The organism is Paucibacter sp. Y2R2-4 (genome assembly GCF_025717535.1).
Lineage (GTDB): Bacteria > Pseudomonadota > Gammaproteobacteria > Burkholderiales > Burkholderiaceae_C > Paucibacter_A.
In genome coordinates this window covers 1,154,350-1,174,127 of sequence record NZ_JAJIRO010000001.1, presented here as the reverse complement: position 1 = coordinate 1,174,127, position 19,778 = coordinate 1,154,350, and the positions used below count along the sequence as shown (strand labels likewise).

Here is a 19,778-nt window from a genome sequence, read left to right as displayed (position 1 = left end):
GGGCAAACGCGAACCTCTGACTGAGTGCCTGCTGCTCCTCGAGGCCGAGGGGAATCCATAGGTGCGAATGAGGGGCAGTTGACTACCATCGGCGCCTTGCTGGCGAGTCGCTGGCAGCTTAGTCCAGGTAAGCAAAGGTCATGATGGCAACAGCTCCGGTTCAAGATGCCTATGCGGCGGTGTACGCCGACTTTCGTTGGCAGGTCCCTGCAGACTTTTCCTGGGCTGAAGTCTGTTGCGCGCGCTGGGCTCGCGACACACCGGATGCGCTGGCGTTGATTTTTGAATCCGAGGCGGGATGTCGCGCCCAGTACAGCTATGGTCAGCTGCAGCGCGCGGCGCATCGGCTCTCGAATGCCTTGCGCAGCCTGGGCGTGCAGCGCGGTGACCGGGTCGCCTTGGTCTTGCCCCAGCGTTTTGAGACCGTGGTGGCCCATATCGCCATCAACCAAGTCGGCGCAGTGGCCATGCCTTTGTCCCTCTTGTTCGGGCCCGAGGCTTTGGAATACCGTTTGCAAGACAGCGCAGCGGTGCTGGCCATCGTCGATGAAAGCTCCATGCCGGTTTTGCGTGGCTTGCGCGCCAGCTGCCCGGCCTTGCGGCAGCTCATCACCATCGGCGGTTCGCCGCAGGGCGAGCAAGAGCTCTGCTGGATGGCGGCGCTGCAGGCGCAAGCGGCACGCTTCAAGCCGGAGCCGCTTTCTGCCGAAGACCCGGCGCTGCTGATCTATACCAGCGGCACCACCGGAGCGCCCAAGGGTGCCTTGATCCCGCAACGCGCCTTGATTGGCAATCTGAGCGGATTTGTGGCCAGCCAGAACTGGTTCGGCTTTGACCCGGAGAAGCCGCAGCAGCAGTCCAACGCCGTTTTCTGGACCCCGGCCGATTGGGCCTGGACCGGCGGCTTGATGGACGCCTTGTTGCCCACGCTTTACTTTGGCCGCCCCATCCTGGCCTACCAGGGGCGCTTTGTGCCGGACCGCGCTTTTGCGCTGATGCAAAGGCATGGCGTCACCCATTGCTTTTTGCCGCCAACGGCGCTCAAGGCCATGATGAAGGCAGTGCCGCAGCCGCGCTCGCAATTCAAGCGGCTCAAGCTGGAGGCCATCATGAGCGCCGGCGAGGCCTTGGGCGATGCGGTGTTTGCCTATTGCCGGCGTGAGCTGGGCATCACGGTGAACGAGATGTTTGGCCAGACCGAAATCAACTATGTGGTCGGCAATTGCGAGCGCTTGTGGCCGGCGCGGCCCGGCAGCATGGGCCGGGCCTATCCGGGGCACCGAGTTGCAGTGATTGATGAGCAAGGCAAGACCTGTCCCCCCGGCGTGCTGGGCGAGGTGGCGGTGCACCGCCTGGATGGGCATGGCGACCCCGACCCGGTGTTCTTTCTCGGCTACTGGGGTCAGGCGGCCGCGACTCAGGCCAAGTTCAGTGGTGACCCGGCCGACAGCTGGTGCCGCACCGGGGACCTGGCCAGCATGGATGCCGAGGGCTACTTTTGGTACCAGGGCCGCAGCGACGATATGTTCAAGGCGGCGGGCTACCGCATCGGCCCGGGCGAGATCGAAAACTGTTTGATCAAGCATCCGGCCGTGGCCATGGCGGCAGTGGTGCCTAAGCCTCATGCCGAGCGGGGTGCCTTGGTGAAGGCCTATGTGGTGCTGGCGCCGGGGCATTGGGAGTCCGAGTCCTTGGTGGCCGAGTTGCAGGCCTTTGTCAGCGGCCGCTTGGCGCCCTATGAATACCCCAAGGAGATCGAGTTCATCGATGCCTTGCCGATGACCAGCACCGGCAAGCTGCAACGCCGCGTGCTGCGCTTGGCCGAGGAAGAACGAGCCCATGCGCGAGCGACGCTGCCGCGCTTTGCAAACTCGCCTCCTGCTTATCGGCCGCCCGAAGCTGAGTACCAAGCCGCTGCTTCGGCCTGAGACCCCGGAGTCAACCCGGTTCGATCAAGAGGCCTGTCTTGCGCTGCTCAGCTTGATGCTGAGACGCGTATCGGCAGGCGCTTGCAAGCGGGCGTTGTCGGGCCAGGCTTCTTGCCCGCTCAAGACAGTGCAGAGTTTGCTCGGTGGCTTTTGGCCGGCAGGCGCTTTATTTTTGCCGGCGAACTCATTGGGGTCGCGGTCCTTGGGGTCGGCGACCAGGGGCACGCTCAGCAGCTGACCCGCTTGCGCAGGATTGGGCCAGTCCAAGGACCAGGCGGCTTGCGAGCTGCAGACCCTCACGCCTTCAATTTGCGGGAACAGCCAGCGCGCATACCAGGGCAGCAACTCATTGCGCAGTTTGTGTGCGGTGCTCATCAATTTGCGCACGGTGGCCATGTCCAGTTGCTCGGGCGTTGTCGTCAGGTTGAGCACGCCCCGCAGCCCTGCTGAACCTTTGGGGATATTGCTGGCCAGGTCGGCGTCTGCGGCTTCCTTCTCAGGCAGCACGGGCAACTCAAAGCTGCCGTCCGCCTTGAAGGCGATGGGCAGGTATCGGTCGGCCGTTTGAATCGCGATCTTGGGCGGCTCGGCCAGCGGCTTGTCCTCCTTGGGCTCGATGAAAAAGTCCATACGAAAGAGACCTTGGCCGTAGCGTTGCAGGCCGCTCAGCACGGTGTTCATTTGTCGGTAAGGCAGCATGGAGCTGTCGCGCTTGAGACCGTTGACAGCCACCGGCTCCAAGACCTCGGTGGGTGTAGCCGCGGGTGCATCCTGGGCCATGGCCGCGCTCGTGCTGAGGCAAAGCAGGCCGATCAGGCGAATTGAAAGGTACTTGAACTTCATGGCTTCGGGTCAGATTCCGGTGATTGGATGGGAAGGCGATTCGAGGTGATAGGGGAAGGGCCGTGCTACTTCTTGCAAGGCGAGATCAGCTTGTTGCCGCGTGTGCGCTCGTCAAAAGGGTTGATTTGCGAGTCTCGACTGTCCTGCACATCAAAGCAGCTGCTGCCCTTGCGAAAGCGGCGATGGCCGGGGGCGATGATTTCTTCGCGCAGGCTGGGGTCGCTGCCCAGTGCGATCGCCATGCGTTCACCAAAGTCGGGGCGATGTGTATTGCTGCGCGGGTCGCGCAAGGCAGCGAGGGCCGGCGCGCGGTCCAAGCTGGCCGAAGGCAGGGCCAAATTGAGCGGGCTGCTGGCGGCTGGCGCTGGCGCCTCGGCAAGCGACTTCGGGGCGCTGATGTTGGTGTTTGCAGTGGGCTTGCTTGCTGCGGTGCTCTGTTCGCCCTCGGCCTGCCGACTTGGCGAGAGGGCTGGGCTCAAACTTGAGCGCGAAGGCAAAGGCATAGGCAAAGAGCGGGGCATCGCGGTCGGTTCGGCTTTCTTGCTTGCAACAGTGCGCTCTTGTTTGCTCGCCGACTCGGCCAACCAGGGAATCAAGCGCAGCTGCACCAGGCCTTGAGCGGCTAGAGGTTTGGGGCTCTTCAACCGGGCTGACATCAATAGACCCAAGACCAGCAGGTGCAAGAGCAGCACCAGCAACGCACCCCAGGGCTTGCTACGCCGGGCACTGAGCGCGTATGGGCTTTTCGAACTCAGGGTCTGCATGGGTTTCGGTGCTTGTTCAGCGAGTGGCTTGGGTGGGCTTAGAGCGGCGCTGTGCCGGCTGCAGTCTCGTCTTCAGGGCCGTCCACATAAATGAACAGCTCACCGGGCTGGCACTGCAGTGCTTTGCAAATAGCGGCCAGAGTGTCAAAGCGCACGCCGCGCACCTTGCCGGACTTCAATAGCGAGAGGTTGGCCTCGGTGATGCCGACCGCCTCCGCCAACTCGCGAGAGCGCATCTTGCGCTTGGCCAGCATCACGTCCAGAGTGACGATGATGGGCATCTCAGATGAACTCCGCGTTCTCTTGAGCCATGCGGGAGGCTTCCTCCATCACGATGCCGATGACCAAGATGGCCAGACCGAGAAACAGGCTCAGGTACTGGTCCGTGCCCAGACCAAAGTAAAGCCTGCGCTGTCCCGCCGGGTTGCCCAAGGTGAGGGCCAAGACACTCAAGGTCACGCCCAACGGTTGAGCCAGGGTGTAAGCCATCAAGGCCGCACCCAAGCGTCGCAAATGCAGGGCTGGGCCGCTGGCAAAGAACTCGCTGCGCCGGTAGTAGCCAAACAAGGCCCAGATCTGCCAGAGCGCGAACAGCATGACCAAATTGGGCAGCCAACTGAACGCCCAACCCAGCAGGCGGCTGCGCGGGTCCAGATTTATCGTGGCTTCACTTAAGCCCCAGCGATCTTGCGCGACCGAACTCAGCCAACCGGGCCGACTCCAAAACAGGGCCGTGCCGACAAGCAGTCCTACAGCGGCGAAAAGGCTGAGCAGGCGCACCCACCAGGCCAGTCGGCGTATGCGCCGCAAACGCAGGCTGGAGCTGCTGCTTGGCGTGTCTTGATTCGTGTTCATGGCGCGGCGTGTCGCTTATCGCAAATTCAAAAAAATTACTGTAAAACAATAATTTATTGATGTTAAGCGAAAAGATGGCGGAAGGCATCCCTCTGTCGGGGGGAGGGCGCCAAAGTTGGCCCAGCTTGCGCTGCCGCCTTAGGGCGCTTCGGTATCGCCCCAAGAAGGGTTCAGCAAGGCGAACACCTGGTGGTCGCGCCAGGCGCCGTCGATGAACAAATAGCGCAGGCTCAAGCCTTCCAAGGCAAAGCCCAGGCGCTGCAGTACCGCCAGGCTGGGCTTGTTTTCAGGGCGAACCGCGGCCTGCAGGCGATGCAAGCGCAGCGGGCTGGCGAAAGCCTGGTCTATCAAGCTGCGCAAGGCTTCAGTCATCAGCCCAGAGCCCTGCGACTGCGCGTCCAAGCTATAGCCCAGCATGGCATTCTGAAAAGGCCCGCGGCTGATTTGCGTCAGATTGACCTGACCGATCAATCGCGTGGGCTCTTCATGGCTGGACAGCCAGTAGCGCAGCGCCAGTCCGGCGGCTTGCTCTTGCTCGGCGCGCGCCAAGCGCTGCTGAACCGATGCCAGCTCAAAGTAGTCTGCCGAGAGGCGCGGAGACCAGGGCGCCAAGTGCTCTTGGTTGCGCAAGTCAAAGTCGAGCACGGCGGGCGCCAAAGCGGCGCTGGGGGCGCGCAAAAGCAGGCGGGCGCTGCTGAGTTGTTTCGGGGCTTCAAGGCTCATGGCTGAGTGCGCAAGGGCTCGCGCAACTGTTCTCGCAAAAAGTCCAGCAGGGCGATGCGGGATTGCGCCAAGGCCTCGGTTTGGCCACCCACATGCACGCCGGCGCCGGGTTTGACGCCGTTGGGCACGTCCGCTCGCAGCCGCACCGGCGTCTTGGCGTCAAAGCCATGGAAAGCCCCGGCATAGGACACCGACTTGGGCGGGGCGATACCACTGCTCGGCTGGGCTTCGCGCGCCAGCGCTTCGCAAGGCGCGGCCGGCGTCCAGTCGTCGGCCGCGCCGGTCAGCATCAAAAGCGGTGCCGTGGGCGCATAACCGCGCTTTTGATCGGCTTCGCAGCCGGGGTAGAAAGCCGCCGCAGCGCGTGGGCGCAGCGGGGCCGCTTTGACTTCGGTGTGCTTCAGATTGGTGCTGGCCAGCACGGTGCTGCCGCCGTTGGACCAGCCCAGCAGGGCCAGGCGCGAGGCGTCCACATCGGGCCGCGCAGCCAGCCATTGCAGGGCGCCCAGCGCGTCACGGCGCCGCTCGGTCATGGTGATGGCGCGGGTGCCGATTTTTTGGGTGCACAGCTCGCGCTCGCCGCGCGGCGTCAGCGAGTCCAGCACCAGCACATGCCAGCCCTCGGCATTGAGCGTGTGGCTGTAGTCCTGCATGCGTTCGGACAGTTCGCCCTTGCGTCCGTAGGCGCCGCCGCAGCCGTGCAAAAGCACGATGGCCGGCGCGCGCGCGGCAGTCTTTGCGCCGGGCGCTGCGGCGAACCAATGGCCCAGCAGCGGCAGCGGCTGGCCAGCGCGCAGGTCGAGGCTGGGGACTTGGACTTTTTCAGCCTCAGCCTTGGCCTCAGCTGCGGCCAGGGCTGGGGCGCATTGCAGGGCCAAGCCACAAATCAAAACACTCAGCAGAGTGGGGGCGAGCGACCTTGTTGTGGTTCGGCTTGTCCGGAGGATGGAGTTCATGAAGGGGGCGAAGAGCAAGGTGTTGGGGTGCTGGTGGGGCTGCGAGGGTGCTCCAGCGTCGCCGCGATTATTGACGGCTTGTTGGGGCCGCAGGCCGTGCCTGAACTCATGGCCTGCGTATCAGCGCTGGCGCGGCGACCCCGTCAAAGCCCCGCCGAGTCAGTCTTGCATTTGCTGAATTTTCAGTAATTACTGAAAATTGGATAAACTTTGCGCCAAGTCAAACACCGCCACGCTCAGGTTTGCGCCAGGGCAAGGCAATCAACAGAAGTAGAAGGCAGTTCATGAATGCAATGAGTCCGCTTGTTCGAAGCTTTGTGGCCCATTTCGGCGAGATGGGCAGCCGCTGGGGCATCAACCGGACGGTGGGGCAGATTTATGCCTTGATCTTTGTCTCGCCGCAGGCTTTGAACGCGGACGAAATCGCTGAGTGCCTGGAGTTCAGCCGCTCCAATGTGTCCATGGGCTTGAAGGAATTGCAAGCCTGGCGCCTGGTGAAGCTGCGTCATCTGCCCGGCGACCGACGCGAGTATTTCGAGGCACCCAGCGATGCCTGGGAGATCTTTCGAACCCTGGCCGAAGAGCGCCGGCGGCGCGAGATTGAGCCCACGCTGTCCATGCTGCGCAATGCCTTGCTGGAGACGCCGTCGATCGAGGAAGACCGCATCGCCCAAGAGCGCATGCGCGGCATGCATGACTTGATCGAGCTGCTGTCGACCTGGTTTGACGATGTGCAGAAGATGGATTCGCAGACCTTGGGTCAGCTGATGAAGATGGGCTCCAAGGTGCAAAAAATGTTGGAGCTGCCGGGGCGCATTGGGCGGGCCGTCACGGGCAAGAGCGCCCCTGAAGAAAGCGCAGGCTGATCATGGACGCCGTCGTTCTGGCGCGCATGCAGTTTGCAGCCAACATCACCTTTCACATTCTTTTCCCCACCATCAATATTGCCCTGGCTTGGGTGCTGCTGTTCTTCCGCTGGCGCTGGTTGCGTACCCAAGATACGGCGTGGTTGGGGGCTTACCGTTTCTGGACCAAGGTGTTTGCGCTCAGTTTTGCGCTGGGCGTGGTCAGCGGCATCACCATGAGTTTTCAGTTCGGCACCAACTGGCCGGGCTTTATGGAAAAAGCCGGCAATATCGCCGGACCACTCTTGGGTTACGAGGTGTTGACGGCCTTCTTCCTAGAGGCGAGTTTTCTGGGGGTGATGCTGTTCGGCCACGGCCGGGTCAGCGAGCGGGTGCATGTGTTGGCCACGGTGATGGTGGCTTTTGGCACCACGCTCAGCGCCTTTTGGATCTTGAGCCTGAACTCCTGGATGCACACGCCGCAGGGCTTTGAAATCATCAATGGCGAGTTCCATGCGCTGGACTGGTGGGCCATCATCCTCAACCCCTCTTTCCCATACCGCCTGGCGCATAAGCTCTTGGCTTCGGGTTTGACGGTGGCCTTCTTCCTGGCGGGCTTGAGCGCCTGGCAATTGCTCAAGGGCAAGGCACAGCCGCACACGGCCAAGGTTTTGCGCGTCGGTTTAACCCTGGGCGCGCTGCTGATCCCGGTGCAAATCCTGGTCGGCGATATGCACGGCCTGAACACCTTGAAGCACCAGCCGGCCAAGATTGCCGCCATGGAAGGGGTGTGGCAGACCGAGCGCGGCGCACCGCTGCTGCTGTTTGCCTGGCCGAATGAAAAGACGCGCAGCAATGACTTCGAGATCGGCATTCCCAAAATGGCCAGCTTGATCCTGACGCATCAGGCCGACGGTGAAATCAAAGGCCTGGACGACTTCAAAGGCGTCCATCCCCCGGCCGCGCCGCTGTTCTTCGGCTTTCGTATCATGGTGGGTACCGGCCTCTTGATGCTGGCCTTCAGCTGGCTGGGTTTGTGGCTGTACCGGCGCCAGGCTTGGTCTGCGCAGGCTTTGCCCAGGTGGTTTTTGCAAGGCTTGGCTTGGATGAGCTTTTCCGGTTGGTTGGCCACGGTGGCGGGCTGGTATGTCACAGAGATCGGGCGCCAACCCTTCCTGATCTATGGCCTGATGCGCACCGCCGATGCGGCCTCCACCACGCCCGCGCCCACCATCGCCTTGACGCTGGCCGCCTACATCACCCTGTATCTGGCTTTGATTGCGGCCTATGTGTCGGTCATCAAGTACATGGCGGGCAAGCCGGTGGATGTGAGCCCATCGCAAGCCTTGCCCAAAAATGAAGCGGGGAGGGTCGTCGCATGAACGCCGAGTATTGGATGCCGCTGGTCTTTATGGGCCTGATGGGCCTGGCCCTTTTGGTCTATGTGGTGCTGGATGGTTATGACCTGGGGGTCGGTCTGCTGATGCTGGGCGCTAGCGAGGAACACAAGGACCGCATGGTCGCCTCCATCGGGCCCTTTTGGGATGCGAACGAAACCTGGCTGGTGCTGGGGGTGGGCATTTTGTTGGTGGCCTTTCCCAAGGCCCATGGCCTGATCTTGCAGGCGCTCTACTTGCCCGTGGCGGTGATGCTTTTGGGCTTGACGCTGCGCGGCGTGGCCTTTGACTTTCGCGTCAAAGCGCAGGCGCAGTGGAAGCCGCTGTGGGACCGTGCTTTCATGGCCGGTTCGGCCTTGGCCTCGCTCTCGCAGGGCTGGATGCTGGCGCGCTACATCACCGGTTTTGCCGAGGGCTGGGCCTACACCTTGTTTGCCGTGCTGATCGCGCTGGCGCTGGCCGCCGCCTATGCCTTGCTGGGCGCGGCCTGGCTCTTGATGAAGGCCGAGGGTGAGTTGCAATTGCTGGCTCGGCGCCGCGCCAAGCTGGCTTGGCCGGCGGTGGTGATCGGTTTGGCCTTGGTGTCCATCACCACGCCTTGGGTTAGCGCGACGGTGAGTGAGCGCTGGTTCACCATGCCGGCCTTGATCGCCTTGCTGCCGATTCCTTTGATGACGGCGCTGGCCTTGCTGGGTTTGCGCGCCTTGCTGAATTCGCACCGGGTGCTGGGCAAGCTGTGCTGGTTGCCTTTTGCCTTGATGGTCTTGGTGATGCTGATGGGCTTTATGGGCTTGGCCTACAGCCTCTATCCCTATGTACTGATCGATCGCATGACGGTCTGGCAAGCCGCCGCGGCGCCCAAGTCGCTGCAGTTCTTGCTCTGGGGTGTGGCCGCGACGGTGCCGGCCATCGCGGTCTACACCGTGTTCGCCTACCGGGTGTTTTGGGGCAAATCGGGGGAGTTGCGTTACGCCTGAGTCGCCCCTGCCGGCTTTCGCTCCCGGTTTCTGCCGTTTGATCGCAAGAAACGGCAGTTCGTCACTTCAGCCTTTTGAACGAAGGGCTCGCTGGTGATACTGCGTGCACTGAATGAATCGCTCCACCGGGAGCAGGGAGAGCCACCATGAACCAGCAGCGTTGTACTCAAATTCCAAAGCGTCGCAGCGTCGCGACGCTTGCTGGCAGCCTGGCGGTGGCTTTTTTTGCTTTCCTGATGCCCGCCGGTCCGGCCCAGGCCAGCGAGGTGGTCAAGTTGGCGCGTTTGGTCATCACCGGCAAGCGCCTCAGCAGCATGCCGCAAACCCGCCCCGCGCCCCAGCAACTTCCAAGGGTAATGGTCGAAGGGCGCCAGTCTCCCGCCGAGGTCCGCGTAGCCGAGGATCGCCGGGCACAGTTTCAACCGATTTAGTTTGAAGAATGAGCTGGCCCTGTAAGTTTGGTCGTAAGAGTCAAGCCGCGACGCTATTGCCTCGCGGCTTTTTTTTGCCCCTTGCGACCTGATGACCAAGATCAGGCCACTTGGGGGCTCTGTGCCGCTCCTGTCCCCCGTCCCAGGCTTTGCCTGGGTCTCCTCCTTTACCTCGCGTCACAGAGCCCCCAAGTGTCCTGATCCAGAACGGCCCTGCTATTACGAAGCGTGCGCACAGCGATAGAACTGCCGAGTGGCGTCGGGGGTGTGATTCCGCGAGGTAAAGGAGGAGCCGTCGCCAGCAAGGCGACGGCGGGGGACAGGAGCGGAATTACGCCCCCGGCGACGCTTGGCACCGGGCCATCAATTCAGGTCGCAAATTTCTTCCTGCAGCCATCGCTGTAGAGAAGAACTTCAGTTCCACGACGGCGGTTTCGGGTGCAAGCGCGCCATGGCCAAGGTGTCCACATAAGCGCCATTGCGCAAGGCATAGGCCTTCATGCGGCCTTCTTGCACAAAGCCGAAGCGTTCATACAGAGCAATGGCGCGCGCGTTGTCGGCGTAGACGGTCAACTCGGTGCGCAAGACCTGACCCCAGTTGTCGGCGTAGTCCAGCAGGGCCGCCATCATGGCTTTGCCGACCCCTTGGCCTTGAGCGCCATGCGCCACCGAGATGCCCAGCCCCATAGCGTGGCGACGGCGCAGCGGCGCACCGACGCTGAACAAGCCGGCGCTGGCGAGCAGCTTGCCCTCGGCGTTCAAGGCCACCAAATGCAGGTCGACCTTGCCCGGTGCGGCGCCGTCTTGCAGGCGCAGCTTCCACATGTCCTCCGTCGGGTAGGGGTTTTGCAGCAAAGCACCGAAGACCTCGGGGTGTCTCATCAGTTCGGCAAACCCGGCGGCATCGCTGACTTGGGCGCGGCGTATGGTGATCTGCATGTCTCTCAAGCTCCTTGTGGGTTGGGGTGGTGGACCGGTGGGGACGGAAAAACAAAAAAGCCCGCAGGGTCAGCGGGCTTTTTCAGGGGGAGAGTGGGGGGCTCTGGTGGGCCGCGCCTCAGGTGTGCCGCTGCGGGCCTGGGGCGAGTTCTTCGTGGGCGGCCATCATGGCCACCAGCTCTAGGTGGGCCTGAACTAGGTGTGCCTGAACCACGTGTGCCTGACGCAGGGCGCGCACGGCCGCAGCACCTTGTGGCTGGGCGCCAAAGTGGGTGTTTGTGCTGGAAGTGAAACTGGCGGCTTGCATCGGTCCAGTATGCGTGGAGGTTGAAGGGCAGGTCAAGCGCAGCGGCGCGCCTTGTTGTCGTCTGACCTCACACACGGGCCCGGCTGGCTCCGCGGCGACAATAGCCGCACCATGCCGCGTTTGATTGAAATCCAAGCCCCGACCGAGCCTCAAGTTGAGGCGCCTGCGCCTATCAAGGGGCAGCGCCAGCCCGCCGAGCGCTTTGCGCTGAGGGTGGGGGAGAGCACCATCGATGGTCTAGGAGTCTTTGCCGCCGAGCCCATCCCGGAGCGCCGCAAGCTTGGCGAGTTACGGGGGGAGTCGATCTCGGTGCGTGAGGCGCGCCGTCGCGCCAAAGGACGCGAGCGCATCCATATCGTCGAAGTGTCGGAGACAAGAGCTGTCGATGCCACGAACGCCACCGACGCCCTGCGCCACATCAACCACAGCTGCGCGCCCAATGCCAAGCTGCGCATCAGCCAAGGTCGGGTGGAGTTCTACGCCCTGCGCGATATCGAGGTGGGCGAAGAACTCTGTTGCGATTACGGCGAGAGCCACCACGAGGGGCGGCTCACCTGTCGTTGCGGCGCGCCCAACTGCAGCGGTCGCCTTTAGGACTTTTCAGTCGCTCGCTTGTTCAATCAATCAGTCAGTCGTCGAGTTGACCCGAACCGACAGCCTGATTGACCGCCTGCTGCAGCCAGAAGGTGCGCAGGTCCTGCACCGAGAACAGCGCGTCGTCCAGTAAGACGTTCTGGTCGACTTCTTCGTCTTCGTCGTAGGACTCGTCGATATAGGCTTGCAACTGGTCGCCCGGCGGCATCGCCACGGCGGCCACGCCCATCAGCATCGCATCCAGCATCTGTGCTTCTTCGCTCTCGTCGTCGAAGACGTACCAGTCTTGCTCATTGTCTTCAACGGCTTGCATAAAGCCTTCGACCCACATCAGGCCGGCCGGAGGCAACTGCTCCAACTGTTCTTGAGTCAACACGCCTTGGCTCAAGAGGCTGGCCTTGGTGGCTTCGTCGAACTCGGTGATCAGCGGTTCCAGCAGCATGGCTTCCGGATCGGCGGCCAAACCTTCGGGGTCCAGCGCTTCGCCGATTTCGTTCCAGCGCTCATGCAGCACGCTCATGAACTCTTCGGTGGCGTCTTGTTCGTCCAAGGCGTCGGCCCAGTCGTCACCAAACAGCGCGTCCATCGCTTGCAGCGGGCCGCTGTCGCCAGGGCCGCAAATCAGCGCGGTCAGGTAGCCGTCCAGCGTGTCGATGGGCACCGCGTCTTCGTCTTCGGGGGTGGCCGCGACCAAGATCTGGAGAAGGGCGGCCAAACGCTCGGCGTTGGCGTGGTCAATGGTGCTTTCGTTCATAGCAGGCTCCTGAAAACCGGTGGGGAATGAGTTTGCAAAAAAGAACAAAGGCCCTCGGGTGTTGACGTCCCGAGGGCCTTTGTCGTGTTCATAAAAAATTAGAGCTTGTCGCCGACCCAGCCTGCCACGCTGGCCAGAGCGCCGGGCAGGGCCGCGGGCTGCGTGCCGCCGGCCATGGCGAGATCGGGCTTGCCGCCGCCCTTGCCACCGCATTGCTGGGCCACAAAGCTGACCAGCTCGCCGGCCTTGAGGCCGCGGGCGATGTAGTCGGCAGTCACGCCGGCGGAGAGATTGACCTTGTCACCGTCGACCGAGGCCAAGACGATGATGGCCGAGTGCATCTTGTCGCGCAGCTTGTCGATGGTTTCGCGCAGTGTCTTGGCGTCGGCACCGTCGAGCGTGGCGGTCAGCACCTTGGCACCCTTGATCTCAACCGCTTGCGTCATCAAGTCATTGCTCTGCGCGGCGGCCAGGCGGCTCTTGGCGCTGGCCAGTTCTTTTTCCAGCGCCTTCACTTGATCCAGCACCGCATGCAGGCGCGGCTCCAACTCGGCGGGCGAGGTCTTCAGCGTGCCGGCGGCGCGGCTGAGCGTGCCTTCGAGTTGCTGCAGATAGGCCAGGGCGTTGTCGCCGGTGACGGCTTCAATACGGCGCACGCCAGCGGCCACGCCACCTTCAGAAACGATCTTGAACAGGCCGATATCGCCGGTGGCCTTGACGTGGGTGCCGCCGCAGAGTTCCTTCGAAGTTCCGATGCTCAGCACCCGCACGGTTTCGCCGTACTTCTCGCCGAACAGCATCATGGCGCCGCTCTTTTGCGCATCGTCCAAGGCCATCACTTCGGCCTTGGCGCCGGAGTTGGCCAGGATTTCGGCATTCACGATGGCTTCGATCTTGGCGATTTCTTCAGCGCTGACCGGGGCGTTGTGGGCAAAGTCAAAACGGGTGCGCTCGGCATTCACCAGCGAGCCCTTTTGCTGCACATGGCTGCCCAGCACTTCGCGCAAGGCCTTGTGCATCAGGTGGGTGGCGCTGTGGTTGCGCACGCTCTTGATGCGCTGCTCGGCGTTGACGCGGGCCACAAAGCTGTCGCCCACCGAGATCGAACCCTCCATCACGCGGCCATGGTGACCGAACACATCGGCCTGGATCTTCAGCGTGTCTTCCACGGCGAAGCGGCTGCTCGGGTTGCGCAGGTCGCCGGAGTCGCCGGCCTGGCCGCCGCTCTCGGCGTAGAAGGGCGTGTGGTCCAGCACGACCACTGCGTCGTCGCCGGCATTGGCGGAAGTCACGCTGACACCGTCGATGTAGACGGCAGTGACCTTGGAGGTCTCGCAGACCAGGTGCTCGTAGCCGTGGAAGGCGGTGGGCACGCCGCTATAGGCCAGACCTTGGGCCATCTTGAACTTGCCGGCGGCGCGGGCTTGTTCGCGCTGGCGGGCCATGGCGGCGTCAAAGCCGGCTTGGTCCACGGACACGCCGCGCTCGCGGCAGACGTCGGCGGTCAGGTCGACCGGGAAGCCAAAGGTGTCGTGCAGCTTGAAGGCGAGTTCACCGTCGAGCTGCTTGGTTTCGGACGTCAGTGCGCCTTCCAGGATTTCCATGCCATTGGCGATGGTCTGGAAGAAGCGCTCTTCTTCTTGCTTGAGCACTTCTGTGACGCGCTTCTCGGCTTGGCGCAGCTCGGGATAGGCCTCGCCCATCTGGTTGACCAATTCGGCCACGATCTTGTGGAAGAAGGGCGTACGGGCGCCCAGCTTGTAGCCGTGGCGGATGGCGCGGCGGGCAATGCGGCGCAGCACATAACCGCGACCTTCATTGCCAGGGATCACGCCGTCGACGACGGTGAAGCTGCAGGCGCGGATGTGGTCAGCGATGACCTTCAGCGAGGCGCTGTCCTTGTCGCAATCTTGAGCGCCGGAGCTGTCCACAGCCGCCTTGGCCGCGGCCAGCAGGGCCACAAAGGTGTCGATCTCGTAGTTCGAGTGCACATGTTGCAGCACCGCAGCCAAGCGCTCCAGGCCCATGCCTGTATCGACGCTGGGCTTGGGCAGCTTGTGCATCACACCGTCTTCGGTGCGGTTGAACTGCATGAAGACGTTGTTCCAGATCTCGATGTAGCGGTCGCCGTCTTCGTTCGGGCTACCCGGAGGGCCGCCGGCCACATCGGGGCCGTGGTCGTAGAAGATCTCGGTGCAAGGGCCGCAGGGGCCGGTGTCGCCCATCATCCAGAAGTTGTCGGACATGTAGCGGCCGCCCTTGTTGTCGCCGATGCGCACGATGCGCTCGGCGGGCACGCCCACTACCTTGTTCCAGATCTCGTAAGCCTCGTCGTCTTCTGCGTAGACGGTGACCCAGAGTTTCTCGGCCGGCAGCATGAATTTGGTGGTCAACAGCTCCCATGCGTAGGAGATGGCGTCATGCTTGAAGTAGTCCCCGAAGCTGAAGTTGCCCAGCATTTCGAAGAAGGTGTGGTGACGTGCGGTGTAGCCGACGTTGTCCAGGTCGTTGTGCTTGCCGCCGGCGCGGATGCATTTCTGGCTGGTGGTGGCGCGGGTGTAGGCGCGCTTGTCAAAGCCCAGGAACACGTCCTTGAACTGGTTCATGCCGGCGTTGGTGAACAGCAGCGTGGGGTCGTCGCCCGGCACGACCGGGCTGGAGGCCACGATCTGATGACCTTTGCTTTCGAAGAACTTCAGAAAGGTCTGACGTATTTCTGCTGCTTTCATTCCCGGGCTTTCTGCTGGAACCGCGCCTTGGGTAATCACCTTTGGACGCAGTAAATACTTGATTTTTCGGAGCTTTTGATTATAGGGGTGGGCCCTTCGCTGAGGCCCTGTCGAAACGGTTAGAGTCTTGTCTCAAGAACCGAAGCCAGAACTGAGAGAACCCTTCATGGATGCCAAGACTTCACCGCTGAGCCAACTCGAAGACGCCAGCCTGCTGCGCACGCAGGCTTTGATCAATGGCGAATGGGTCAGTGGCAATGAACGATTTGCCGTCAACGACCCCGCCACCGGCGCCATGCTGGCCGAGGTGGCGAACCTGGGCGCCAGCGAAGCCGAGGCTGCTATTGCCGCCGCGAACCGCGCCTTAGGCCCCTGGCGCAGCAAGACCGCCAAAGAGCGCGCTGGCATCTTGATGCGCTGGCACCAACTGCTGATGAAGCATGCCGATGACCTGGCCCGCATCATGACGGCCGAGCAGGGCAAGCCGCTGGCCGAGGCGCGCGGCGAGGTGGTTTATGGCGCCAGCTTCATTGAATGGTTTGCCGAAGAAGGCAAGCGCGTTTATGGCGAAACCATTCCCACCACCGACAACAACAAGCGCTACTTGGTCATCAAGCAGGCCATGGGCGTTTGCGCGGCCATCACGCCCTGGAACTTCCCGGTGGCCATGATCACCCGCAAGGTAGCGCCGGCGCTCGCAGCCGGCTGCACCGTGGTGATCAAGCCGGCCGAGGCCACGCCTTTGTCGGCGCTGGCGGTGGCGGAACTGGCGCAGCGCGCCGGCATGCCGGCCGGCGTCTTGAATGTGTTGAGCGCCGATGCGGCCAACTCTATCGCCATCGGCCATGTGTTGTGCGACAGCGATGTGGTGCGCCATCTGTCCTTCACCGGCTCCACCGAGGTGGGTCGCATCCTGGCGCGGCAATGCGCGCCCACGGTCAAGAAACTGTCGCTGGAGTTGGGCGGCAATGCGCCTTTCATCGTGTTTGACGATGCCGATCTGGACAGCGCGGTGGACGGCGCCATCGCCAGCAAATACCGCAATGCCGGCCAGACCTGTGTCTGCGCCAATCGCCTCTATGTGCAAGAGGGCGTGTACGAGGCCTTCATTGAAAAGCTGGCGCTCAAAGTTGGGGCGCTGAAACTGGGCAATGGCTTTGAGCCGGGCGTGAATGTGGGCCCGTTGATCGATGAGGCGGCCATGGCCAAGGTCGAGTCGCATGTGGCCGACGCCATGGCGCTGGGCGCGCGGCTCTTGGTGGGTGGCAAGCGAGCCGTAGAAGCTGGCGCGCAGTTTTTTGAACCCACACTCTTGGCCGATGTGACGCCGGCCATGCTCTGTTCGCGCGAAGAAACCTTTGGCCCGCTGGCCCCGGTGTTCAAGTTCTCGACCGAGGCGGAAGTGATTGCCCTGGCCAACAACACCGAGTTCGGTCTGGCCAGCTATTTCTACAGCCGCGATATTGGCCGCGTCTTCCGCGTCGGCGAGGCGCTGGAGTACGGCATGGTGGGCGTCAACACCGGCTTGATCGCCAGCGCCGAAGTGCCCTTTGGCGGCGTCAAGCAAAGCGGCCTGGGCCGTGAAGGCGCACACCAGGGCATGGACGACTATGTGGAGATCAAATACCTCTGCCTGGGCGACATCCAGAAATGAGGATTTGACGCGTAAAAAAAGCCGCAGAGCGCGAACGCTTTGCGGCTTTGAGGAGCAAGTGAATAGAAAGACCGGCGCTTTGTGGCCCCGGTCTTTTTTCTTGCCTGTGCTTAGTTGAAGTCGGCGCTCAGGCTGACCGAGACGAAGCGGGGGGCGCCCAGGTAGTAGCTGGGGGTGTCGACCGCCTTGTTAGGCAAGGCCAGCGCATTCACACGGGTACCACCGTTCGGGCTGCGGTACTGAGCATTCAACACGTTGGCGATGTTGAAGCGCAGCTGGGGGTTGCTCATCCAGCCCACATTGTTGAAGGTGTAGCCGGCTGCAAAGTCCACCAAGTTGAAGCTCGGTGCCGACTCGTCGTTCATCAACGTGGCGTACTGTTTGCCAGTGTGCTTGATCTTGAAGCGGGCATAGACCGGGCCAGAGGCGTACTGCAGCGAAGCGCCAACCATCTTCTCAGGCGTCAGGGTGTACTGCTTGCCCTTGGTTTCCAAGGTGACGGGCTTGCCATCGGTGCCGGCCACGATCAGGTTGTCCTGGATCTCGCTCTTTTGCAGCGTAACCGAGGCGTAGGCCGTGAAGCCACCCAGGAAGGGTGCGCTGCCCGCTTCAAATTCCAGACCGCGAGTGTTCACACGACCGGCGTTGGTGTAAGTGCTGGTCTGGGTCGACGAGTCAAACGCATTGGCCTGACGATCCTTGAAGTCGGCATTGAAGAAGGTGCCGGACAGCGAGAAGTTGCGGGTCTGCAGACGGTAGCCCAGGTCCGTCATGATGGCGGTTTCGGCCTTGGTGGCTGAGACCAGATCCACGCCGCCGGAGGCATTGGGCTTCACATTGCTGCCGGTGAAGGCGAAGTTCGGCGGTGCGCGGAAGTTCTTGGCCACGTTGAAGAACACTTGCTGCTGAGCGTCCAGCATGAAGCGGGCGCCGATTTGCGGCAGCACTTCGCTGTAGGACTTCTGCAGGGTGTAGCTGATGGTGCCGCCTTCGTTGGCGGTGTTGGTCACATCACGCTTGACGGTCGGGGCGCGCAGGCCCAGCGACAGCAGACCACGGTCGCCCATGAAGCTGATGTTGTCGCTGACGTAGGCCTGGTAAGCAGTGCTGGTGGTTTCCCAGTCACGGCCTTGGTAGGTCGAACCATCGGGGCGCAGGATCTGACCGTTTTGCAGCCACACATCGGTGGAGCTGCCATCGTCATTGACCTTGACGGCCGGCTGAGTTTGACGGTGGGTGGCCTTTTCGAACCAGAAGCCGACGCGCAGCTGGTGGTCACCGATGGTCTTGTTCAACTCGGTGGTGATGCCAGGGCGCGAAGTCTTGGTCACGCTGGCACGCGCCACGATCACCTTGTCCAGGGTGTCGCCGTCGCCGTTCAGGTCAACGCCGGCACCCGTCTTGCCCGTCACAGGGTTCAGGAAGGCCGTCTCAGACAGCACCACTTGTTGTGTGCCACCGTTGCCGAAGCCGGTCCACAGATAAGGCTGGACCTTCAGGTAGGTGTTTTCGGCCAACTTGAACGAGCCGGACACCGAGTAAATCGCGTTCTCGAAAGGGTTCTTCGACAGCTTGTAGTAGGCCGGGTTAGGGCCTGTTTCGTTGTCGGCCTTGCCCTTGGTGCCTTTGATGTGGCCGGGGGTGAAGCTGGCGGAATAGTCCCAGTTGTAGCCGTTGTCGTTCAACTGCTTCAGGGTCGGGGCCAGGAAGTTGTCGTTGATGGCGCGGTTGTAGAGCACCGAGCCGAGGATGGTGTTTTCGTTGCCCAGATCCCAGCGGAAGGCCGCATCGACGTGGTCCTTGGTGGCGCTGCCTGGGCCCTTCCAGTGGTCGCCCTGGGTGTGCGAGTAGCTCAGGAAGACCTTCAGCTTGTCGTCGGCGAAGCGGCCGCTGTCAAAACGCACATAGCTGCGGGTAAGGTTCAGCATGCCCAGCGTTTGGGCGAAGCGCACGCGACGCTTGTCTTCCGGGTCGCAGGTATTGATGCTGACGCTGCCGCCGGTGGCGCCGGCGTGGGGCGACTCGACTTCAGGGGCGCCTTGGGCCACGCTCTGGGTGCAGAGGTTTTCCTGGTCCACGTACTCTTGCGGATACACAGCGAAGTTGCCCGAGTCATTGACTGGCACGCCGTTGATGGTGAAGCCCAGCTGGTCAGAGCCGAAGCCGCGGATGGTCATGCCGCCACCGTACAGGCCGGTCGCGTCATGGCTGAAGGTGTTGATGCCAGGGAGCAGGGCCAGGGCCTGGAAGGGGTTGCCGGTGGCGATGTCTTTTTCGGTCGAGGCCTTGGTGATGGTGCTGCGACCCTTGACGGTGTCTTCGTTCAGCATCAGGCCGGCGCCCAGCTTGTTGCCTTCACCGACGATGGTGATGGTGCCCAGGCGAACCGAGTCTTCCTTGGCACGGGGCTGGCCTTCGTTGGCCTTGTCGGCTTCAGCGGCAGCAGTTTGCGCCAGCACGGGGCCGGCGATGACGATGGCCACGGCGGCGCTCAACGCCGACTTGGAAAAGCTCATCCATTGTTTTTTATTCACGGGATTACTCCAAAAAGTACGCGACCCAACGCGCAAAACTGATCAACCAAACACAGACACCAAAGACTTCGCAAACGTTTTCGTCCCGACTCCAAAAACAGCCGATGTATTCGGCTGCTGCACCAACTCAGGGCGACATCCTGTTCAAAATTAGGGCGTAAACGTTTGCGTCATTCGACTTTGGCAAAGAAATTATGTGAAGCAGAGGCATTGTGCTGTTTTTGAACTCAGCCCGAAAACCCCCTGAATAGGTCGCCGGGCCTAAGTCTGCCCGTCTTGACCTGCCAACACTGCCTAGCACTTACCCGAGAACGCACAAAAAAACACAGGGCAAGGCGAGGCTTTGCTTCGGGGCCGGAGTGTGACAAGGCTGTGTTGAAGTTCCGTGACGGTTTTCGTTGGCGCTGAAACTCTGTTGTATCGCGGCTACAAAATGGTCTTGAGTCGAGGCCTGGATGCGGCGCTAAGATCGCCCGCCCCGCTGGTGCCACGGTCGATTGGGTCGCCAAATGTTTGCCATGCCGGCGCATGCTGGACGCCGCAAACGA

At 62.2% G+C, this 19,778-nt stretch carries 18 protein-coding genes; 7 read left to right on the top strand and 11 right to left on the bottom strand.

What is annotated here, in order from left to right; genetic code table 11:
• Positions 1-143 precede the first annotated feature (143 nt).
• Positions 144-1,928 (top strand): acetate--CoA ligase, encoded by a 1,785-nt coding sequence (locus tag LNV06_RS05095; RefSeq protein WP_263537520.1) that lies wholly within the window; start codon positions 144-146, stop codon positions 1,926-1,928.
• Between the two features lie 24 nt (positions 1,929-1,952).
• Here LNV06_RS05095 and LNV06_RS05090 read toward each other — a convergent pair whose 3' ends face one another.
• From LNV06_RS05090 to LNV06_RS05065, 6 genes are all read right to left on the bottom strand, one after another.
• On the bottom strand, positions 1,953-2,771 hold the full coding sequence (locus tag LNV06_RS05090) for a DUF2987 domain-containing protein (RefSeq protein WP_263537129.1): 819 nt from the start codon (positions 2,769-2,771) through the stop codon (positions 1,953-1,955).
• A gap of 65 nt (positions 2,772-2,836) precedes the next feature.
• Entirely contained in the window at positions 2,837-3,535 is a 699-nt protein-coding gene (locus tag LNV06_RS05085) for a hypothetical protein (protein ID WP_263537128.1), read from the bottom strand.
• A gap of 38 nt (positions 3,536-3,573) precedes the next feature.
• On the bottom strand, positions 3,574-3,816 hold the full coding sequence (locus LNV06_RS05080; protein WP_263537127.1) for a helix-turn-helix domain-containing protein: 243 nt from the start codon (positions 3,814-3,816) through the stop codon (positions 3,574-3,576).
• Between the two features lies 1 nt (position 3,817).
• On the bottom strand, positions 3,818-4,390 hold the full coding sequence (locus tag LNV06_RS05075; protein ID WP_263537126.1) for a DUF2975 domain-containing protein: 573 nt from the start codon (positions 4,388-4,390) through the stop codon (positions 3,818-3,820).
• Positions 4,391-4,528: 138 nt separating this feature from the next.
• Positions 4,529-5,113, bottom strand: coding sequence for a GNAT family N-acetyltransferase (locus LNV06_RS05070; protein ID WP_263537125.1), 585 nt, complete (start codon positions 5,111-5,113; stop codon positions 4,529-4,531).
• A complete protein-coding gene (locus LNV06_RS05065) occupies positions 5,110-5,991 on the bottom strand; it encodes a dienelactone hydrolase family protein (protein WP_263537124.1) in 882 nt (293 codons plus the stop codon). The genes LNV06_RS05070 and LNV06_RS05065 overlap by 4 nt, the downstream gene beginning before the upstream one ends.
• A gap of 362 nt (positions 5,992-6,353) precedes the next feature.
• Between LNV06_RS05065 and LNV06_RS05060 the strand changes: the two genes are divergently transcribed.
• The 4 genes from LNV06_RS05060 (at position 6,354) to LNV06_RS05045 (ending at position 9,719) form a co-directional block, all read left to right on the top strand.
• Entirely contained in the window at positions 6,354-6,935 is a 582-nt protein-coding gene (locus LNV06_RS05060; RefSeq protein ID WP_263537123.1) for a GbsR/MarR family transcriptional regulator, read from the top strand.
• Between the two features lie 2 nt (positions 6,936-6,937).
• Positions 6,938-8,296: a cytochrome ubiquinol oxidase subunit I gene (locus LNV06_RS05055; RefSeq protein ID WP_263537122.1), complete on the top strand. Its 1,359-nt coding sequence runs from the start codon at positions 6,938-6,940 to the stop codon at positions 8,294-8,296.
• A complete protein-coding gene (locus LNV06_RS05050; protein ID WP_263537121.1) occupies positions 8,293-9,288 on the top strand; it encodes a cytochrome d ubiquinol oxidase subunit II in 996 nt (331 codons plus the stop codon). The genes LNV06_RS05055 and LNV06_RS05050 overlap by 4 nt, the downstream gene beginning before the upstream one ends.
• A 146-nt stretch (positions 9,289-9,434) precedes the next feature.
• Complete coding sequence (locus LNV06_RS05045) at positions 9,435-9,719, top strand: hypothetical protein (RefSeq protein WP_263537120.1); 285 nt, start codon at positions 9,435-9,437, stop codon at positions 9,717-9,719.
• Between the two features lie 414 nt (positions 9,720-10,133).
• Here LNV06_RS05045 and LNV06_RS05040 read toward each other — a convergent pair whose 3' ends face one another.
• On the bottom strand, positions 10,134-10,658 hold the full coding sequence (locus tag LNV06_RS05040; protein ID WP_263537119.1) for a GNAT family N-acetyltransferase: 525 nt from the start codon (positions 10,656-10,658) through the stop codon (positions 10,134-10,136).
• A 118-nt stretch (positions 10,659-10,776) separates the two neighbouring features.
• On the bottom strand, positions 10,777-10,965 hold the full coding sequence (locus LNV06_RS05035; protein WP_263537118.1) for a hypothetical protein: 189 nt from the start codon (positions 10,963-10,965) through the stop codon (positions 10,777-10,779).
• A gap of 111 nt (positions 10,966-11,076) precedes the next feature.
• On the opposite strand from LNV06_RS05035, the gene LNV06_RS05030 reads away from it, so the two are divergent.
• Complete coding sequence (locus tag LNV06_RS05030; protein ID WP_263537117.1) at positions 11,077-11,559, top strand: SET domain-containing protein; 483 nt, start codon at positions 11,077-11,079, stop codon at positions 11,557-11,559.
• Positions 11,560-11,593: 34 nt separating this feature from the next.
• Here LNV06_RS05030 and LNV06_RS05025 read toward each other — a convergent pair whose 3' ends face one another.
• Positions 11,594-12,313 carry a UPF0149 family protein gene (locus tag LNV06_RS05025; RefSeq protein WP_263537116.1) on the bottom strand — a complete coding sequence of 240 codons (720 nt, stop codon included), beginning with the start codon at positions 12,311-12,313 and terminating at the stop codon, positions 11,594-11,596.
• A gap of 98 nt (positions 12,314-12,411) precedes the next feature.
• Positions 12,412-15,042: an alanine--tRNA ligase gene (alaS, locus tag LNV06_RS05020; RefSeq protein WP_263537115.1), complete on the bottom strand. Its 2,631-nt coding sequence runs from the start codon at positions 15,040-15,042 to the stop codon at positions 12,412-12,414.
• A gap of 166 nt (positions 15,043-15,208) precedes the next feature.
• Here alaS and LNV06_RS05015 point away from each other — a divergent pair, with 166 nt between their 5' ends.
• Positions 15,209-16,696, top strand: a complete 1,488-nt coding sequence (locus LNV06_RS05015) for an NAD-dependent succinate-semialdehyde dehydrogenase (RefSeq protein ID WP_263537114.1) — start codon at positions 15,209-15,211, stop codon at positions 16,694-16,696.
• Between the two features lie 110 nt (positions 16,697-16,806).
• Here LNV06_RS05015 and LNV06_RS05010 read toward each other — a convergent pair whose 3' ends face one another.
• Positions 16,807-19,230 carry a TonB-dependent receptor gene (locus tag LNV06_RS05010; protein WP_263537113.1) on the bottom strand — a complete coding sequence of 808 codons (2,424 nt, stop codon included), beginning with the start codon at positions 19,228-19,230 and terminating at the stop codon, positions 16,807-16,809.
• Positions 19,231-19,778 lie beyond the last annotated feature (548 nt).

What these genes read in the sequence shown, in the direction of transcription:
- LNV06_RS05085 (WP_263537128.1), bottom strand. Translation starts at nt 3,535, where the DNA reads ATGCAGACCCTGAGTTCGAAAAGCCCATACGCGCTCAGTGCCCGGCGT.
- LNV06_RS05050 (WP_263537121.1), top strand. Translation starts at nt 8,293, where the DNA reads ATGAACGCCGAGTATTGGATGCCGCTGGTCTTTATGGGCCTGATGGGC.
- LNV06_RS05015 (WP_263537114.1), top strand. Translation starts at nt 15,209, where the DNA reads ATGGATGCCAAGACTTCACCGCTGAGCCAACTCGAAGACGCCAGCCTG.
- LNV06_RS05070 (WP_263537125.1), bottom strand. Translation starts at nt 5,113, where the DNA reads ATGAGCCTTGAAGCCCCGAAACAACTCAGCAGCGCCCGCCTGCTTTTG.
- LNV06_RS05045 (WP_263537120.1), top strand. Translation starts at nt 9,435, where the DNA reads ATGAACCAGCAGCGTTGTACTCAAATTCCAAAGCGTCGCAGCGTCGCG.
- LNV06_RS05035 (WP_263537118.1), bottom strand. Translation starts at nt 10,965, where the DNA reads ATGCAAGCCGCCAGTTTCACTTCCAGCACAAACACCCACTTTGGCGCC.
- LNV06_RS05025 (WP_263537116.1), bottom strand. Translation starts at nt 12,313, where the DNA reads ATGAACGAAAGCACCATTGACCACGCCAACGCCGAGCGTTTGGCCGCC.
- LNV06_RS05095 (WP_263537520.1), top strand. Translation starts at nt 144, where the DNA reads ATGGCAACAGCTCCGGTTCAAGATGCCTATGCGGCGGTGTACGCCGAC.
- LNV06_RS05060 (WP_263537123.1), top strand. Translation starts at nt 6,354, where the DNA reads ATGAATGCAATGAGTCCGCTTGTTCGAAGCTTTGTGGCCCATTTCGGC.
- LNV06_RS05090 (WP_263537129.1), bottom strand. Translation starts at nt 2,771, where the DNA reads ATGAAGTTCAAGTACCTTTCAATTCGCCTGATCGGCCTGCTTTGCCTC.
- LNV06_RS05075 (WP_263537126.1), bottom strand. Translation starts at nt 4,390, where the DNA reads ATGAACACGAATCAAGACACGCCAAGCAGCAGCTCCAGCCTGCGTTTG.
- LNV06_RS05030 (WP_263537117.1), top strand. Translation starts at nt 11,077, where the DNA reads ATGCCGCGTTTGATTGAAATCCAAGCCCCGACCGAGCCTCAAGTTGAG.
- alaS (WP_263537115.1), bottom strand. Translation starts at nt 15,042, where the DNA reads ATGAAAGCAGCAGAAATACGTCAGACCTTTCTGAAGTTCTTCGAAAGC.
- LNV06_RS05080 (WP_263537127.1), bottom strand. Translation starts at nt 3,816, where the DNA reads ATGCCCATCATCGTCACTCTGGACGTGATGCTGGCCAAGCGCAAGATG.
- LNV06_RS05055 (WP_263537122.1), top strand. Translation starts at nt 6,938, where the DNA reads ATGGACGCCGTCGTTCTGGCGCGCATGCAGTTTGCAGCCAACATCACC.
- LNV06_RS05040 (WP_263537119.1), bottom strand. Translation starts at nt 10,658, where the DNA reads ATGCAGATCACCATACGCCGCGCCCAAGTCAGCGATGCCGCCGGGTTT.